The organism is Carboxylicivirga mesophila (genome assembly GCF_018271975.1).
Lineage (GTDB): Bacteria > Bacteroidota > Bacteroidia > Bacteroidales > Marinilabiliaceae > Carboxylicivirga > Carboxylicivirga mesophila.
In genome coordinates this window covers 109,604-129,158 of record NZ_JAGUCN010000018.1, presented here as the reverse complement: position 1 = coordinate 129,158, position 19,555 = coordinate 109,604, and the positions used below count along the sequence as shown (strand labels likewise).

Annotated in this window: 8 protein-coding genes and 3 tRNA genes; 8 read left to right on the top strand and 3 right to left on the bottom strand. The window is 40.2% G+C overall.

What is annotated here, in order from left to right; translation table 11 throughout:
• Positions 1–1,156 precede the first annotated feature (1,156 nt).
• Together fucU and fucP are read left to right on the top strand one after the other, a co-directional pair.
• Positions 1,157–1,591, top strand: coding sequence for an L-fucose mutarotase (gene fucU / locus KEM09_RS15490; protein ID WP_212229649.1), 435 nt, complete (start codon positions 1,157–1,159; stop codon positions 1,589–1,591).
• 31 nt (positions 1,592–1,622) lie between these two features.
• Positions 1,623–2,942 (top strand): L-fucose:H+ symporter permease, encoded by a 1,320-nt coding sequence (gene fucP / locus KEM09_RS15485; protein ID WP_212229647.1) that lies wholly within the window; start codon positions 1,623–1,625, stop codon positions 2,940–2,942.
• Between the two features lie 54 nt (positions 2,943–2,996).
• Here the strand turns inward: fucP and KEM09_RS15480 are convergent.
• The 3 genes from KEM09_RS15480 to KEM09_RS15470 all read right to left on the bottom strand — a co-directional run bounded on the left by KEM09_RS15480 (position 2,997) and on the right by KEM09_RS15470 (position 3,345).
• Positions 2,997–3,072: transfer RNA gene (locus KEM09_RS15480), tRNA-Lys, on the bottom strand.
• Between the two features lie 59 nt (positions 3,073–3,131).
• Positions 3,132–3,207 (bottom strand) — tRNA-Lys (locus KEM09_RS15475).
• A gap of 62 nt (positions 3,208–3,269) precedes the next feature.
• A tRNA-Lys gene (locus KEM09_RS15470) sits at positions 3,270–3,345 on the bottom strand.
• A 183-nt stretch (positions 3,346–3,528) separates the two neighbouring features.
• Here KEM09_RS15470 and amrB point away from each other — a divergent pair.
• The 6 genes from amrB (at position 3,529) to KEM09_RS15440 (ending at position 19,498) form a co-directional block, all read left to right on the top strand.
• The gene (gene amrB, locus KEM09_RS15465; protein WP_212229645.1) at positions 3,529–4,917 is read left to right on the top strand and encodes an AmmeMemoRadiSam system protein B; all 1,389 of its coding nucleotides are present in this window, start codon (positions 3,529–3,531) and stop codon (positions 4,915–4,917) included.
• A complete protein-coding gene (locus tag KEM09_RS15460; RefSeq protein ID WP_212229642.1) occupies positions 4,910–5,824 on the top strand; it encodes a metallophosphoesterase in 915 nt (304 codons plus the stop codon). Before amrB ends, KEM09_RS15460 begins: the two co-directional genes overlap by 8 nt.
• Positions 5,825–5,826: 2 nt before the next feature.
• Positions 5,827–6,831 carry an AmmeMemoRadiSam system radical SAM enzyme gene (gene amrS / locus KEM09_RS15455; RefSeq protein ID WP_212229640.1) on the top strand — a complete coding sequence of 335 codons (1,005 nt, stop codon included), beginning with the start codon at positions 5,827–5,829 and terminating at the stop codon, positions 6,829–6,831.
• A 281-nt stretch (positions 6,832–7,112) separates the two neighbouring features.
• Positions 7,113–8,207 (top strand): FAS1-like dehydratase domain-containing protein, encoded by a 1,095-nt coding sequence (locus tag KEM09_RS15450; RefSeq protein WP_212229637.1) that lies wholly within the window; start codon positions 7,113–7,115, stop codon positions 8,205–8,207.
• A gap of 260 nt (positions 8,208–8,467) precedes the next feature.
• Positions 8,468–10,681: a T9SS type A sorting domain-containing protein gene (locus tag KEM09_RS15445; RefSeq protein WP_212229635.1), complete on the top strand. Its 2,214-nt coding sequence runs from the start codon at positions 8,468–8,470 to the stop codon at positions 10,679–10,681.
• Positions 10,682–11,095: 414 nt separating this feature from the next.
• Positions 11,096–19,498 (top strand): hypothetical protein, encoded by an 8,403-nt coding sequence (locus KEM09_RS15440; protein WP_212229632.1) that lies wholly within the window; start codon positions 11,096–11,098, stop codon positions 19,496–19,498.
• Positions 19,499–19,555: the final 57 nt, after the last annotated feature.

Genomic DNA, 19,555 nt, shown 5'->3' with positions numbered 1-19,555 from the left:
ATGAAAATGAATATTTATAAGTGAAACTCTAAGCTTTTCCTTAAATAATCGATTTACTGCTTTAAATTTCATCACCGTAGCTCGCTACGCTTCTGAAATTCGCATTGTAAATCAGTTATTTAAGAAATTTTGAGTTTTGTAATTTTAATCGAACTCAGGTTTATAACAAAGTGAAAAGGTTGACGTACCGCAGGCGTCAACCTTTTTTGATCTGTGGTGAAAAAGCTACCCACTGAGAGGACAAGATTTATTTATGGGACAGCAGATTAACAGCTAAATACAGTAACATGCCCATCACCTCAGGCACTTCCCTGTGGAAAATTCTCCCCATGGGGAGACACCCGAAGGGAGTGGGGGAGCAAAAAACTACCCGGGAAATCATTAAAACCCGAAATTGGCTGTAAATTCCGCAACAATCCCCCTTCGGCTTGCAGCCACTTCACCAAGGGGAAGATTTAGAGATGTTGATTTTCAGTATCATGCACAACCATGCTCCCCTTGGGGAGCTGTCCGCAGGACTGTAGGGGGACTGAACTGCGTAAGCGCACACACCACCCTTTTTGTTTGGCAGCTCGTACTAGATCTTGCACGTCTTCCCTAAATGCTTTGGCGGCTCTTACTAGATCTTGCACGTCTTCCCCAAATGCTTGGACGGTTCTTACTGGAGCTTGCACGTCTTCCTCAAATGCTTTGGCGGCTCGTACTAGGGTTTGCACGTCTTCCCTAAATGCTTATGCAGCTCTTACTAGAGCTTGCATGTCTTCCCCAAATGCTTGGACGGTTCTTACTGGAGCGTATAAGGCATCATTTGTTGTCTGGTCAGTGTTTGTTGGGGCATGAGCTGATAAAAGATCGTTGTAAATGGATTAGTGATAATATATAACCTTTTTACTTTATTCTATTGGCACTCCGCCTCATCCCGGCCTTCTCCTAAAGGAGAAGGTGACAATACCGAAAAGGTATGGTTTTAGGCTCGTGTATAGGTTCACGGCTTCCTCTCCTTTAGGAGAGGGCTGAGGAGAGGTGTTAAACTTTAGTTTTCTTTCCCTCCGCATTCTCCTTTTACTCAGCGGTGAAACGTTACAATCCTATTAGCTACTTTATTGGTTGAAATAAAAACTTATCTTTAGTTCCCCAATAGCTAAATCAAAATCTCATGTTAAAAGGAATATCCCCCCTCATAAGTCCCGAATTACTGGCTGTATTGGCCCGGATGGGGCATGGCGATGAAATAGTTTTTGCCGATGCACATTTCCCGGGCGAAAGCCTTAATCCTAATTTATTGAGAGCTGATGGCTTGCATATTGCAGATTTGTTAGCGGCTATTTTACCCTTGTTTGAATTGGATGCATACGTGCCGGCACCCATAGTAATGATGGCGCCTGTTGAAGGTGATGAGTTGGATGTATCTGTTGAAACAGCTTACCTGGAGGCTATTCATCAAACCAACCCACACGCAGCGCCTGTTGAACGTATAGAACGATTTGATTTTTATGAACGGGCACGTAAGGCCTTTGCTGTGGTGATGACAGGTGAAACTGCCAAGTATGGAAATATCCTCCTCAAAAAAGGGGTAACTCCCGTTAATTAATTTTGATTGTAAGTATTCGAAAATCTCCCGTATGAGTTCATTAACAGCCAAAGTTGTTGAAAGAAGAAACATTATTCCATTTATTCTTTTAACAAGCCTGTTTTTTTTGTGGGGCATTGCCAATGACCTTACTAACCCGATGGTATCAGCCTTTAAGAAAGTGATGCCCGAATTGTCAAACATGGAAGCAGCACTGGTTCAGCTGGCTTTCTATGGAGGCTATGCCACTATGGCCATTCCGGCTTCACTGTTTATCCGGAAGTATTCCTACAAATCAGGTATTCTTGTCGGACTTACCTTGTATGCTGCCGGAGCCTTTTTGTTTATTCCTGCTGCTAAGTTCGAAGTATTTGGGTTCTTTCTGGCCTCGCTTTATATCCTCACTTTTGGCCTGGCTTTTCTTGAAACCACCTCTAATCCTTATGTGTTGTCAATGGGAGTAGCTGCCACAGCTACACGTCGGCTCAACCTGGCACAAACATTTAATCCTTTAGGCTCGTTGCTGGGTATTTTCGGGGCACAAATATTAGTACTTAAGGCTCTACGTTCAGATGATTTTAGCACTGATGCCTACAGTGCTTTGCCAGTGGCAGAACAGGCGGCAGTCAAAACCAACGATCTGGCTATTATTAGTACACCCTATGTTATACTGGGCTTTATTGTATTGACCATCCTGGTGTTAATTGCCATTGTTAAAATGCCTGATAAAACAGATAAGGATAAGCAAACAATTGGGCAGACTTACAAGCTGCTGTTCAGCAACCAGCGTTATTATGAGGGCGTGGTAGCACAAATGTTTTATGTTGGAGCGCAAATTATGTGCTGGACATTTATCTATCAGTATGTGGATAACCTGAACGAAAGCCGGTTTCCAGATAATCAGCTGACTGCCACCTGGTATAATATGGCGGCCATGGTTGCATTCTTTGTTGGGCGTTCAGCCGGCACCTTTTTACTGAAGTATATCAAACCAGCCATGCTAATGCTTGTATTTGCCATTGGAGGCATTGGCTTTACTCTTAGTGCTATTTTTATTCAGGGATTAGCCGGTCTTATTTCATTGGTGGGCATATCAATTACCATGTCCATCATGTTTCCTACCATCTATGGACTGGCACTCAAAGGCATGGGCGATGAGGCTAAACTGGCTTCGGCAGGCTTGGTAATGGCTATTGTAGGTGGCGCTTTATTGCCGCCTCTGCAAGGGCTAATTCTGGATATCGGAGGACCGGGCTTTAGTGATGTATTGTTATTAGGAGTGCCTGAAGTTAATTTCTCATATATACTGCCGCTAATATGCCTGTGTGTTGTTGCCATTTACAGCTATAGGGCAGCGTATGTTTATAAGTAAGCTGTTTATAAAAAAAGGATATAAAAAAAGCCCCGTAGTACGGAGCTTATGAAGTGGTGACTCAGCAGGGATTCGAACCCTGGACCCACGCCTTAAAAGGGCGTTGCTCTACCAGCTGAGCTACTGAGTCATCCTATACCGGATGTATCGGTTTCAAAAAAAGAGACCTTTCGTTTAAAGGTCTAAAAGTGGTGACTCAGCAGGGATTCGAACCCTGGACCCACGCCTTAAAAGGGCGTTGCTCTACCAGCTGAGCTACTGAGTCATCCTTATACCGAATGTATCGGCTTTCATAAAAAAGACCTCTTATTTTTGGAGGTCTAAAGGTGGTGACTCAGCAGGGATTCGAACCCTGGACCCACGCCTTAAAAGGGCGTTGCTCTACCAGCTGAGCTACTGAGTCATCCTTGTTTTTCTCAATTGCGGTGCAAAGATAGGTGCTTTTCTTTTTATTGCAAATTTTGTATGTAAAAAAGTTGAAAAAATATTCCGGATAAAGAGCATAGAGGCGTGCGTCACCGGCTCTTTTTATTGATTTTCAGATGGTGTAAAAGATGCTTAACTTTATGGGAGATTTTTTAGAAAAATGAAAAGAAAAGCAGCGGTTGCCGGAAGTTTTTATCCAGAGAATCCTAATCAGCTAAAAAAGCAGGTGGAATTTTTTCTGGATGATGCACCCCTGCACGGAGAATTAGTCGATATAAGAGCAGTTATTGTCCCACATGCGGGTTATGTGTATTCCGGAAGTGTAGCTGCCGCTAGCTATAAGCAATTGCAGGGAAAGAGCTACGATACTATTTTCCTGATAGGAGCCAGTCACAAAGCCAGCTTTAAAGGAGCAGCTACTACCAGTTTCTCTGCTTTTGAAACACCCATTGGTGATGTGACAGTTAATCAGGATATTATCAATGAATTGACTAGTGCTAGCTCAATTGTTTTTTGCGATGATGAGGTGCATAATGGGGAACATACCCTGGAAGTGCAATTGCCCTTTATTCAGCAGACTCTTGGTGGTTTTAAGGGGATTGTGCCTATCATTATCGGGAATGATGAAAAGGAGTTACAGCGCCTGGCCCGGCTGCTAAAACCCTATTGGGAGCCTTCAAACCTATTCATTATCAGTACAGATTTTGCTCATTATCCACCTTCGATTGTTGCTGAAGAAGAAGATAAAAATACGGCAGACGCCATATGTACTAATAGCTACCACCATTTGCTTAATTATTTGGAGCAGCAAAGAAAAACCGGGGCAGATAATTTATTAACCGGGCTTTGTGGATGGAGTGCAGTACTTACTTTATTGGCCATAACAGAAGGTTTGTCAGTTAAATACCATCAGCTCGCCTACGAACATTCAGGTATGAAGCTGTATAAAGATAACAGCCGGGTAGTAGGCTATCATGCCATTGCCGTGTGTAATGAAAAGGAGAAGGAAAAAATAAGCCATCGCGAATCGATGTATTTACTAGGTGTTGCCCGCGATGCGATTATCAATCATTTAGGTTTACCTGGTGCTGCTGTAGATGCAGTTCAGCCTATTGAATGCCAGTCAGCCGGTGTCTTTGTTTCGGTGTATGTCAATGACGAATTGCGGGGTTGTATCGGACGGTTTAGTAATGCACCATTGGAAGAGCTAATCAGGGAACAGGCAGTAAATGCGGCTTTCTTTGACTCGCGTTTTGAAGCATTAACCATGGATGAGCTGGCAGACCTTACTATTGAAATATCAGTTTTAACTCCTATGAGGCTTATAGCAGATATTCAGGATATTGAAATGGGGCGACATGGGATTTACATAAAAAAAGGCGGGGCTCATGGTACTTTCTTGCCACAAGTAGGAGCGCGAAATAACTGGACGGTTGAGGAGTATCTGGGTAGGTGTGCCCGTGATAAAGCCCTCATTGGCTGGGATGGTTGGTGTGAGGCTGAGGTTTATACCTATGAAGCAATAATTATTTCCGATAAAGATGATTAGCAGACGACAATTTATACAAACAAGCTCATGGATCATTGGAGGAATGGCTTTATCGCCACTCCTTTACGGCTGTAAGCCCGGATATGTAACTTTTGGTTGGGTAACTGATGTGCATTATGCCCAGGCAGTAATGAAGTGGGACAGGTATTTTACAGAAAGCCGTGAGAAACTCATTGAAGCCGTTTTATTATACAACGAAAAGAAGCTGGATTTTGCCATTGAAACAGGAGACTTTAAAGATGAAGATCCCGAACCGGACAAGCAGAAAACGTTGCAATACCTCCATGCCATTGAAGATGTATACTCATATTTTAAAGGGCCTCGTTACCATGTGCTTGGCAATCATGATGTTGATACTATTTCTAAGCAGGACTTTTTGGACGCCATTGAGAATACAGGAATAGCTCCTGATAAAACCTATTATTCATTTGTTCAAAATAAATGGCGTTTTATTGTTCTTGATGCCTGCTTCAGAGGAGATGGAGTGCCTTATGACTCCAATAATTTTGAGTGGTATGATACAGCGATTCCTCAGGAACAAATCAATTGGCTGGAGCAGGAATTAACTAATAGCCCGCAGCCAGTTTGTGTCTTTGTTCATCAACCGCTCGATGGAGAAGGCAATTTGTATGTGAATAATGCGCAGCAGGTACGACAAGTTCTGGAATCAAGTAATAAAGTGCTGGCTGTTTTTCAGGGGCATCGTCATGAAGGTGGTTATAATCTGCTTAATGGTATTCATTACATCACTCAAAAGGCTTTAGTGGATTTTTCGGGAATGACCAATAATAGCTATTCCATCGTTAGGCTGACGCCCGACCAACAAATAATTATTCAAGGGTATCGCCGTGCCGCATCAAGGATTTTGGAATCGACAGGAGTTAACGAGCAACTGACAACAATGTAGCAATGTATGAAGCAATGTATTACCGGCAGACTGCTGACACAGTCATCTGTGAATTGTGTCCGCATATGTGTCAATTAAAAGAAGGTGAAGTAGGGAAGTGCAGAGTTCGCGTTTGTCAGCAACAGCGATTGCATACCTTGGCTTATGCCAACCCCTGCGCCATTCATGTCGATCCGGTGGAGAAGAAACCATTGTACCATTTTTTACCGGGTACAAAAACATTCTCTATTGCTACAGCCGGATGTAATCTGGCCTGCTTAAACTGCCAGAACAGCAGTATCTCACAAGTGTCGCCCAATGAGGCCTCAAGTACAGAACTTGCCGCAGAGCAGGTGGTTGAGGCTGCCATTTCATATAAGTGTAAGTCCATTTCCTATACCTATACCGATCCTACCGTATATTACGAATATATGCTTGAAACTTCTAAGGTCGCTAAAAGAGAGGGATTATTGAATATTATGGTGTCGGCCGGGTATATTAACTCCAGGCCTTTGGATGAGTTGTTAAAATACATAGATGGAGCCAATATCGACCTGAAGTGTTTCGATGATGCCCTGTATCAGCGACTTTGTGGCATTCGTCTTAAGCCGGTTTTGAAATCATTACAAACTATAAAAAGAGCAGGTGTATGGTTAGAAATTACCAACCTGGTTATTCCACAAATGACAGATGATTGGCAGATGATTAACCTAATGATTGATTGGCTGGTTGACAATGACTTTCAGACTGTGCCCATACACTTTAACAGGTTTGTACCTGCTTATAAATTAGAACATTTGAATGCAACGCCCAGAGAGTTGTTGTTCAAAATAGCTGAAATGGCTCAGGAAAAAGGAATGCGATATGTGTATGTTGGTAATGTTGGTAAGAATAGATATCAAAATACATATTGTTCTGACTGTAAGACTGAAGCTATGAAGCGTAGCTACTATAATACTGAGATGTTGGTTGATGAAGTAGGTAACTGTCCCAATTGTAATTCTGTAATTCCAGGTATTTGGCATTAACCATGTATTACCAAATAACGTTAATAATTTAACTTTTTAAGCACTCACTGTTATAAAATGTAAATGAATATCACATGATTAGAGGATACAGTCCTATATTTTTTTCATTTTATTGCTTAATGATTTTACGATGAATGGCTAACATCCTTTAAATATGAAAGCAATTTAAATTAAATCTAATTGTGATTGAAAGTTGAAGTGCATTTTATGTCCAGAGGGCTTGATATGAGTGAGATTTGTATGGTTAAAAGCTTTATTTTTGTCCTTCTCAATCATTAACCATGCAAGGATTTATTAAACCAAACAGAAAAGTAAGCTACGGTCTTGATCTGAATCGTGTATCAATTGGTCAGGAAATCGTTAGTCATTTCAATATCACAGTTGATGAATCAGTTCACAGCTTATGGAGTGGACTAATGCCAACGTCATCATACCCCGAGAATAGTCGTGAGTTTGCCGGTATTCTTGGATTTCATGAGATGTTTTTACCTTATGGTTTTTTGCTCAACCTAACCTTGAGCCTCGGGGTGGAAAGTTTTGCTCATTCAAGCCTGCTGCACCTCGAAGTGCGGGATGCATTGTATTTAAATCCGGCATTTGCCGGTGATACATTCTCCTGTGTTATTGTCGTTAAAGAAATTAAAGAAACTTCTAACGGGAACTATTCAACTGTAGTCTCGGAGCATATATTATCCAATCAAAAGGGTGAGCCTGTCTTTTCTCTTGAACGTGTGACATTATTCCCTAAGATTAACATGCTGTCAAGTGAAAACTCTGACTTGGTGGAACCGCATAAGAACCACCACTTCAAAGAAAAGATATTGGCCCGGGTAAGAGGAATAGCCATAGAGAATAAGATTGATGATTTTCATGAGGGTGATTTACTATTGCATCCCTTTGTTAGACCGGTAGGAAAAAGTGAGAACCTGTTTTGGGCGACTTACTTTAAAAATACACACCCTATCCACTTTAATTATCAGCGCTATAAACCAGGGGAGATTATTATTTCAGGTGGTATTGTGCTCTCAATGGTATTGGGCATATCGGGGCGCGAGTTTCGTCAATTATTGTTGCCTCAGGTCGAACGTGCTTTTCATGTGGTGCCGGTAGTAGCAGAAGATCGAGTTGGCGCTTTTAGTTACGTTAAAGGTTGTGAGCAGATTATGCCTGGTTTTGAGGAGATTGATGTGCGGACTTTTGGATTACGCAATGTAGATACAGAACTGGAATTGTCAGAGGCTGATTTTCCATTGGAACTGTTCAATGGTCTTGAGCGTCCGGCAGACGTTGAAAAGGTACTTGAAGAAAAATGTCCGGCCCTGAAAGGGAAAATATGTTGCGTGGCTGATTGGAAAGCGCTTCGCAAAGTGGAGTAAGTTGTTTACTCAAGTATAATACAATTGATGCCTCAATGATTGTTGGGGCATTTTTTTTATATAAAGAAAGTTAATTACTCATAGTACATAAAGGTTACTCGTCACCGGTATCTAAACAATCATCTAAGAATAGGCGTTATTCACAATAGTTTCGTTAACCGCGAATAAATTTTGCGTATAAACATTACGAAGGTTGAAACCTTTTGTGTAATTAACGTAAAACGAGTGATTTAAAGTCTGGAAAAGATAAAATTTGAGATATGAGAAATAACTACTTCATTAAAAAAATGGTATTCCTTGGGGTAATTTGGCTGATGCAAACTGTTCTTTGTGAGGTAACGGCCTTGGATATTACAACAAGTCAGACTGTTTCGGGGCCTTTGACTTATAATGAGTTGGTTACAGTTGTTGATAATGGCAATCCTAATGATACTGTTATATATATCGTTGAAGGTGATTTTACATGTATGGAGTTAACCGTTGAGGTTAATACTATAATGGTTGTCAAAGGAGATTTGGTTATAGGTGATGTGAATCAGAATAATGTTGATTTTCAGGTGTATGGTACGCTTGTTGTCAGTGGTAGTTTAGATGTCAGGGGCAAAAACTCCCTCGAACTTAATATTGAAACAACGGGTGTTTTAGCGGTTGGAGGCTCATATGACTATACAGGTAAGAATGGTGGTGCAACCGAAGATAATGCAGGTCAGCTGTTTTTAAGTGATCCTGATGATTTTACTGGTTCTGGTAATGGTTCTGGTGATCTTGGGGATTTAATCGAAGCGGGAGTATTACCTCCGGATATAGAAGACACCTTTATTGATAATGTAGATGAAACATTATTTACAACTGCCACATGGAATGGTGGTAGTTCACAGTGGGATTTAGATAGTAACTGGACCAATACAGATACACCAACAACGGGAGATAATGTGCTTATAGAATCGGGGAAAACTTTTTATCCGCAATTTTGTGCTGGTTCTGAGTATTTTATGTGGAATTTGGAGTTAGAAGCGGGAACTGAATTAACCATTCCGCAAGGTAGTAAAGTTACTGTTTTAGGTGATATTACCATTGGTGCAGGAGCTAATTTAGTTGTTGAAAATTCGAATAGCGCTCCATCTTCATTCATCGTTTATGGGGATGTGTTGCAGGGAGATGGTATAACACCTGCAGATATCACTTTTCGATGGACATACAATAGTGGCAATTGGTGGTTCATAGGTCACCCTATCTCCAATGCATTGATGACCATCAGTTACGATAATATCTTGTTGACCAATGGTGGTACGAACGATTATGTATTATATGACTATCAGGATCCTGATGTGCTATCTAAAATATCGAAAACCAACAAGGATTTTTCAGGAGAGAGTTCGATAAAAGGGTACCTGTTTAAGGTGAAAGATGATAACACACTTTTGGAAATGACAGGTCAGGTAAATAACGATGCAGAATATTCGAAAGCTTTACAAACTGAATGGCAGGTTATTGCTAATCCATATCCTAGCTATTACCAATTGCCATTAGAGGATGCGGCTGATATCAATGCAGATTTTTACCATACAACCGGAACGGTATATGTAACGGAATCAACTCGTAATAGTGATAAGACTTATAGTACTTACAATACATTAACAGGTATTAGTTCCCCATCTAACACATTGGTTAATGGTATTATTGCACCAGGTCAGGCATTTTATGTAAAAACCAGCACTGCTGGTAATATTAAAATGCGTTCAGCTAATCGAGTTCACGCTGTTGGTACGCAACTGAAATCTACCACTAGACCTAAAGAGACTGATGTGTTGCGGATTAAAATCGAAAATGAAAGTGGTGGTGTAGATGAAGCAGTGTTGGCTTTCAGACAAGATGGGCAGTGTGGATTCAGTCGGTTAGATTCGGAACAGCGTTTTACTACCAATAGCTTGTCATATGTTTATTCGGTTATTGAAGGCAATAAGGCTGTTATAAATGTTTTACCGCGTATAGAAGAAGATTGGCAGCAAACAATTGGTATTAATTCAAAACAAGGCTTGCATAAGGTTTATCTTGAAGGATTAGAAACTCTGACTACAGAATTGGAAGTGTTATTAGAAGATAAAAATAAGAAGGAATTCACTAACTTGGATGGTCAGACAGTATATGAGTTTTCAACAGAAGAAGGAAGTTTTGATGAACGCTTTGTGTTGCATTTAAATATCCCGGCTGTTGCAACCGATATTGATATAGCTGATTGGAAAGCTTATGATGCTAAGGTGTATCTTCAGAATAATAGCGAACTGGTGATTGAACATGATTGGGATGAGCCTCAGGTTACAGTAATGATTTATGGCATAAGCGGTGAGCTGGTATTTCAAGAGGGTGTTGTGGGCCGCAAAACGGTTAAGTCATTAGTTTTGAGTACAGGAATGTATATTGTAAAGCTGATAGGGCGAGAGCACACATTTGAGCAAAAAGTGATGATTAAGTAAATTAGTTAATAATATTATGCACAAGCCTCCGATGTGTTTCGGAGGCTTTTTTTGGCCTTTACTGTAGACTGCTTGTTGGTTTGAGTGCGTATTAGATGTCTCCTAAGTTAGTTAAATAGCTGATTTATTAAAAAGTATATTTATAGTCCTGAAAAGGTTGAACATTAATCTAGTAAAACCAACAATTAATCAAAAAAATATAGTCGATGAAAAATCAGCCAGAACTGTAACGTACTGTAATATAGTGCTTAATGGTGTATTGTTGCTGAGTGCTGAATGTTAGACTATTATTCTATATACGTTATCTAAGTAATAGAATACGGAATAATTGTACTTTTGCAGTTAAATAGTTGACAACAGAGAATCGTCAAACCTATATTGTTAAGGGCGTTATAATAAGATAAACCTAAGATTATGAAATATAAATCGAGCATTCGGATTTTCTTACTGATCCTTTTTGTTGGATTATTTAATTTGGTAAATGCACAGCAAACATGGTATACATTAGCAAGTGGTGACTGGGATAACCCTGATATCTGGACCCTGGACCCTGCAGGTGCTGTGCCAGTTGGCAGTGCAGTGCCTGCAGCAGGAGATAATGTAGTTATCTTAACAGGTAAAACAGTAGTAGTGCCAGATGGTATTATACCTTTTGATGCAGCTAGTAATGGTGGCGTGGAACGAAATATAACACTAAGCCTTGGAAGTGTGAAAGTTTCAGGTCAGTTGGATTTAAGAAAATCAGGTGGCCATTCCTTTGCGCAACTCAAAGGCAACGGTCGTTTGTTAATGGCTGCAGATAATTATCCGACAGTGACCGATGATTCCTATTTCGTTGCAGAAGGTGGAGATGAGGGTACTGCTGTTTATTATGGTGATTCAAACTTCAGTATTCAAACTGCTTCCACGTTCTATAATCTGGAGATAAATCTCAATAGTAGTAATGAAGTTACACTGAGTGACAATTATCTTTTAAATGGTGACCTGCTAATTAAGAGTGGTCAGGTACGTTTAGGAGAAGCATCAAGTGTTCGGTACACTGTGACAATAAAAGGTGATGTGACCATACAGGCTGATGGTGAATTAACTGTTAGGACTGGTGATTCATTTGGTGACACAGAAACAGACTATCACCAGATTATCTGTTATGGTAATGTTGTTAACGCTGGTATAATTGACTTGACTACCCAGAATCAACCGGATTATAATACGCGCTTAACAGGTGATGGAGTTGCTGCTGCACTATTAACAATGACAGGCTCTTCGGATGCCAACCTTATTTGTAATGGAGTTACTAATTTATATCGCTTAATTCTGGATAAGGGATTTGACCAGTCATACAAATTAAATCTATCAGCATCTTCTGAAGGTAATTTCAGGTTATATGGTTGTAATAATCAAAATGGAGTAGATACCAAAGCATTATATCTTAAAAATGGTACACTGGTGCTTAGTGGCTCAGTTTTCATTCCAACACTTACAGAAGGTGGTTCTGATTTCTTTATAGGGGCCACTTCTGGTTTGCACATAAATGGTGCTGGTGTTAAAGTTTATAGCACAGCCCGATCCGATGCAGAGACAACAGTTGGGGGAGTTACAGGAACTGGAGTTGATGGTGCAGCATCGGGTTCAAAGTCCTTTTCGGTTTTGGGTAAGTTCAAGATTTCCGCTGGTCTTTTTGAGACAAAAACTCATGGTTTTGTAGCATGGGACTCTGGTAATGCTAGTGTAATAATCGAAGGAGGAACAGTTATTACTCCAGGTTTTAGAAGTGCGGGTGGTCAAACCGGTAAATGGAGTTATAACCAATCGGGTGGATTAGTGCAGCTCTACGGTGATATTAATAGTGATTTATCAGGTAGTGGTTCGCCTACTTTTCACATCAAAGGAAGCGAAAACGTGTTTATGATGAGTGGTGGTACCATTGAGTTGTTTGATGCAGCTACCCCATCTCAGTTAGCAATAGGCATTGAGTCGGGAGAAGGTAATTATGGAGTGACAGGTGGAACCATCATCATTAATCGTTCTGCATCGGCAGGGGCGACTTTTAATATATCAAGTACAGCTCCATTGTACAATCTGGAGATTAACAGTGTAAATGCTCAAGCCATTAATCTAAACACGTCTTTAACCGTCAAGAATAATCTTACCATTGGAAGTGCCAGCTCTACTTTAAGTACGGCTAATAATCTGCTTGAGATTGGAGGAGACCTAACGAATAGTGGTTCCTACAGTACAGGTAGTAATCATGTTACAAGGTTTATTGGTGGCAATCCGTCAGTTGTTAATGGCGGAACAGTGAGTTTTGATTATTTAGAGTTAAATAAAGATAGTCAAGCGACAACTGTTACATTGGGTACAGGAACTATTTCTATTACAAAAGATTTAACCATAAATAAAGGAACACTGGATGTAGGAACCAGTGATCGTAACCTTTCTGGTAATATCGATATTACTTATGGAGATATTACCGGGAGTGGATATCTGGTGTTAAATAGTTCAGCTTCAACACAGACATTAAAAGGGAAAGTAGGGCAAACACCAGCGTTTGGTAATTTAAGACTTAATAATGTAAATGTCACTTCTCCTCAAATTATTCTGCTTAGTGATGTTGATATCAATGCTTTACGCTTTGATAGAAATCAAATTGTTGATTTGGATAAATACAATCTTGAAATATTGTCAAGCTTATCTAAAGAAGCCGGATTAAGTTGGAATTACAATGAATGTATGTTCAGAACTACAGGATTAAGTTCAGATGGAGGACTAACATTACCAATCGTATTATCTGGGAACTATTCAGATAATTCAGTCCAATACTTTCCTATAGGACTATATGATGCCTCAAACTCACCAGTCAACCGTTTTACGCCTTTCGAGGTCTTTGCAAATGGTACAAGCTTGAATGACAATGGTTCAATTACGATCATACCCGTTAATGGAAAGCATCCAACGACAGATCCAACTGCCACGGTACTACCATTTTATTGGTCAGTTAAATATTCGGGATTGACGGGTATTACAAAGGATAATCTTGCTTATTATTTTACATATGACAAGTATTTGTCTAATTCGTTTGAAAAAAACGGTTCTGTATTAACAGGCGCTACATGGTCTGAGTTTTCAGGCGTTAGAGATAATAATGATTTAACGTTCAAGTTTCCATACGCAGCAGAACTAAGCAAAGACTTTACGCTAGGTAAAGCCAATGACTATAATTGGGTAGTAACTCTTTACAGTCGTCAAAGTGGTGATTGGAATACACTGTCAACATGGTCGCTTGATTCTCATACAGGCGATGCGATACCTCGAGACTCCTTTTTGCCACAAAATGGGGATCGCGTAATTATAGGTAATGGACACCGAGTAAGTGTCGCTTATGATGGTACTGATCCATATAATACAGAAAATGTCGGTGAGATTATATTTGCTCATGACACAACAGTGTCTACAAATCTGGAAGATTTCCCTCGTTTACAAATTGAACGAGGTAACACAATGAACCTTAATCGTGTTAGTGGAACAGGTGTTATCACCCAGTGGATTGATAATAGTCGCGATCCTGTAATAACAGGTGATTTGGGTGATTTTGTCAATAATAAATATAGCTGGTTTTTATTTGTAGCGAGTGCGGCTCAGGTTGATATTCCTGAAACAATTGCCCTTTACCCCAATGTGATGACAGAAGGTAGTGGTCGAGTATTAACTTTTACCAATGACATCGTAATTAATCGTCACCTAAATCCAAGGGGCAACTCTATAATTCGAATGAATAATGGTGCTGATGGAGATATTAATATTGGGGGAGATTTGCTGTTAGGAGATTGGCAAGATGGTGTTTTAGAATTTGATGATGATGGCACCGAACGGGTTTTAACCATTGAAGGAAATATTGATTTTACATCAAGTGTTACCGCTCCAACTAATGCAAGGCAGCTGAGGGTTCTGAATACAACACCTAATAACCTTAAGCATCAGATATACCTGGAGGGTGATATCATTCAGGGTGCAGGAGTTATTGATTTGGCCAATTCAGGAGCCACTGATAATAATGCTATCATTACTTTTAATGGTAGTCAGTCAGCAACAGTCTCAAAAACGGCCAGTGAAGCAACAGATTTTTACCGATTGGAGATTGATAAACCATCTGATAAAAAGGTACATTTTACGAATAATTTTACCTTGTCGGGAGATGCTTCACAAGCAACTAAACCAATTAATCTTTTGTCAGGTGAATGTCATCTTGGCAGCACAGGTACGCATGTAATATCCTCTGGAGGTGCTGATTTTAAAATACCTTCCGGAGCTACCTTAAGGGTTGATAATGGAACGGTTGTTAGGTTAGGAGGCTCTTCATCCAATACTGGAATGTGGCTCGACGGAGATCTTATTATCGAAGATGGTGGAATTGTCAATTGCGCTTACGGTTCCAATGGTTTTACCGACAACTATATTGAATATTCATCTTCAGGTGATGCCACTATTACCCTTAATGGAACGGCACAGTTAACTATAGGTTCCCAACTACGCCGTTCATTAAATACAGATGTAGGTGTACTTACATTTAATCAAGCAGGTGAGTCAAGTACTGTTAAGGTGGGTGTTAATGAAGCTGGAGCAACTTCGAGGGGATTATTCGAAATTACAGGAGCTGGAAGTTCATTTACACAGGCTGCTAATTCTAAACTAACAATCATTAGGGGCCATGGTGCCACTAATAAGGCACTCTTATTTGAGCCGGAGTCGGTAACTATTGGTTCCGGAGCAGGCTTTATTATTGGTGATAATACAACACCCGCAGGGCAAATTATGGCTATTTATGCAGGCAGCGAACTGGGAGACTTAACCATTGAAGGAACCAATGCCCCTAGTGCAGTTCTAAATGTGGTGCCAGCTACTATCAATGGTAATCTGGTAATTAATTCTGGTGAATTTGATGCTAATGGCTTAGATGTAATTTTAAAAGGTAATTTGTTTAAAGATGCCGCTGCAACCTATAATCCAAATAATAATACAACCTATTTCGAAGGAGTGGACCAAACAATAACTGGTGACTTAACCTTTGCAAATCTTATTAGGCAGACAGGAACCGGAACACTTACCTTAGATGCTTCATCGCCTGTTCTGGTAACAGGTAATATGGAATTACTAAGTGGTACCCTTAATACCGGAGATAATGACTTGACCTTGTATGGAGATTTGGTAAATGAGGTGACCACAACAGGTACGGGAGGACAAGGTATAATTATGGCTGGTTCTGATATACAAGAATTAGGTGGAACAGGACAATATTATCGATTAACCATCAATAATGCTAATGGTGTAGCATTACCTACCCAGTCCGGCGCTTTAACATTTACAAATCAATTACGGCTTGTAAATGGTGTATTTGATATTGGTAGGAACCTCCTCATTTTCAATAATGGTGCATCAATTGAGCCTGTTAATCCGTTTTCCAGCTCAAACATGATCCAAACAAATTTATCATTTACCGATAATGGAATTAAAAAGTATTTCCCTGTTATTTCAGCTGAAGAATCATTTACATACCCTATTGGTTCTCTGGGTAAATATACACCGGTAATATTTGATATCACATCGAATGGAGGAAGCACCGGAGCAATTCGGGTTAAAGCAGCTGATGAGCCACATATTTCAATTCCTTTGGCCGATCAGGCTAATGTGCTTCAGTATAACTGGACATTAGATGCAGAAGGTATTCAGGGTTTTAGTGGATTGGCGAGGATGTATTCAAATGATGGAGATGCTTTGGGTGATACATCACAATACATTACGGCTCGTATCTTACTAGGCAGTACTGATTGGAATAAATTTACAACGGATGAGTTCCAGGGAAAAGCAAATGCTGATGATATTTCCCTGTTCTACTTTTCTAACACTGATGATGCTGGTATTGATGGTGATTATACCGCCGGTGTTTCAACCGCTATACCAGATCAGGTCCCATCTTATATAACCGTTGTAGATGGCAATTATTCAGATGTGTCAACATGGGCAACATACGATCCAGATACAGGTGTAACAGGTGCTGCTGGTGTTGGTATACCCGCAGGAGGTCCTCGAGGCAGTCTTATTTATATTAATCACTACTTGTCATTCCCTGATAACTTTGAGGCAGCCTACAGGACATTTATCAATGCTACGGGCACAGCAAATATTGGAAATTCATTTGGTCACCGTCTGGGCGATGTATATGGTGTTGGTAAGGTGAGGGTTGAAAGAGGGGATTTGCCTGCAGGTGCATACGATGAGTTTTTCTCTGAAACTGGAGGTACTTTAGAATATAGTGGAACAGGTAATTATGATATTTTAAGTGAGCTGCCATTATTAAATAATTTAATTGTAAGTGGCACCGGGGAAAGACGCCTGCCTAATGTTAATGTTCAGCTTTATGGAGATTGGACAATTGACGGCCCTGATGTAATTAATACCCATAATAGTAATTTATATTTAAAAGGTGATTTGAGCTTTGCCGCAGGAACGTTTGATGCAGGAATCGGCACTTCAACACTCGGATTTAATGGAATAGTTAATCAATATGTAAACGGGGCATTAAGTTTTACTTCTGCTGAAGGGGGAGCTCTATACAGCCTGGAAGTTAATAATCCGGTTGGAATCCAGGTATCCAATGATCTGGATGTTGACAAGCAGTTGTTGTTGACAAATGGTATTATTGTGGTTGATGCATCATCAGCTGTAAAATTGACTGATTCTGATGAAAATGCAGTAGTAGGGGCAAGTGTTTCCTCTTACGTTGATGGCTTGTTAAAGAAAGAGATACTATCAGGTGGTAAATTTGATTTCCCGGTTGGGAATGCCTCAAGGTATGGAAATGTTGAAGTAACAGTTGATGGTGTTTCAGGTGGAGAGTGGAGTGTTAGGTATTATAACACAAATCCTTCCAGTGTTTCACGCTCCCCAGAGAGCCTAATTGCACCTGTGGAGTATGTTAGCCATAATGAATTCTGGCATATTACAGCTCCTAATACCTCTGCTCAGGCAAACTTGCTGCTAAGATGGGATAGTGGAAGTGGAGTAACACCTGATAATGATTTTAGAGTTGTTAAATGGAATACAACAGCTTGGGAACAAGTTAATATTGGTACTAAATCGGGAACTACTACAAGTGGAACGGTTAATCTGAGTGGTAATTTATTATTCAGTTCATTGGAGCATTATCTCACATTCGGTTCAGTAGTAATACCTGCGTTTGATTGGGAAGGCGGATTATCAGGGGATTGGTTTGATCCATTAAACTGGAGTGATAACCAGGTGCCAGTGGCTAGTTCTAATGTAACCATTACCAATACAGGTACAGCACCATTTGTAAAGAATATCAGTGAAGTGGCTCAGGTGAATGATTTGACGATTAGTCATACAAGTGGATTAACGATACAGCCAGGAGCTCAGATGACTATTAATGGTGCATTGATAACCAATGATTTGTTGTTTGTTGAGAACACAAATACGCAGCCAGCTTCTTTAATTACGCATGGAAATGTTACAGGTGATGTGTCATTTAAATGGACCTATGACAACCTGCGTTGGTGGTTTATCGCGCATCCAATTACTAATCCGGTAATGACAAGTTATGATGCCATTATTGCGCCAAATGACTATGTAATGTATGAGTACCTGGATGGTGGGATAAACCGTATTTCAAAGACAGCTTATAATTTCACTGCCCAAGACGAAATTAAGGGGTATATGTTTAAGGTTAAGGAGGCTGGAGCTGAAGTGATCCACACAGGAGCCATTAATGCTGCCTCAAGCTACTCAACATCATTATTAACAGATTGGCAGATTATAGGTAATCCATACCCAGCATATTATCAGTTGCCAAAGGAAACCGGTCCAACTGCCGATTTTGCTAACACAACAGGTACTGTATATGTAACGGTTTCAACGCGCAACAGCGACAAAACATTTGAAACATATAATACCTTGACAGGATTAAGTTCTCCGGAAACATTTACTGGGGTCATTGCTCCGAGTCAGGCTTTCTATGTGCAAACAGAACCCTTGCAAACTGGCCAGGTAACTATGCGTGCCAGCAATCGCATTCATGATGTTAATAAAGTCTCCTTGAAGACAGCAGTTAAAGAGGAGAATGTGCTGAGGGTAAAACTAAATAATGGAGAATTAACAGATGAAGCAGTAATTGCTCTGCGCGAGAATGGTGATTTAGGTTTTTCACGCATCGACTCTGAACAGAAATTTACAACAACCAGCAATTATTCATTTGTGTATTCAGTGGTTGATAATAAGTCGGCTGTAATTAATGTACTGCCTGCCGACATATATGATGAATCAGTTCATTTGGGACTGCGAACCAAGTTTGAAGGGCTAAATGCTCTGAGTATCTCAGGTTTGAATTCGCTTGTTGATGATTATGAGGTGCTGCTCGAAGATAAGGGAACTAATCCGTCAACTATGACAAAGATGACCAGCACCACTGTGTATGAATTTACAGCCATTGAAGGAACTATCAATGACCGCTTTGCACTGCACTTTAAAGAACCAAAAACAGAAGTGCCAACGGATATTGATGATGTCGATACCGATGAAAGTGATGCTGTCAGAGCCTACGTGCAAAAAGGTTCGGTATTAACCGTTGATTGTCAGTGGAATGGTGAAAAGCAGGTGTTGCTTTATACAATTGAAGGCAGACTGGTAGCTTCAGAAGAATTTAAAGGTGATACTTTTACTAAGGATTTGAGTCTGAGACCAGGAGTTTACGTTGTTAAGGTCATCGGGCGAGATGATGCATACGAGCAAAAGTTATATATCGACTAAGTTTTAGTTTACAAATATGAAGAAGCCGGATACGATACTGTTCCGGCTTTTTCTTTG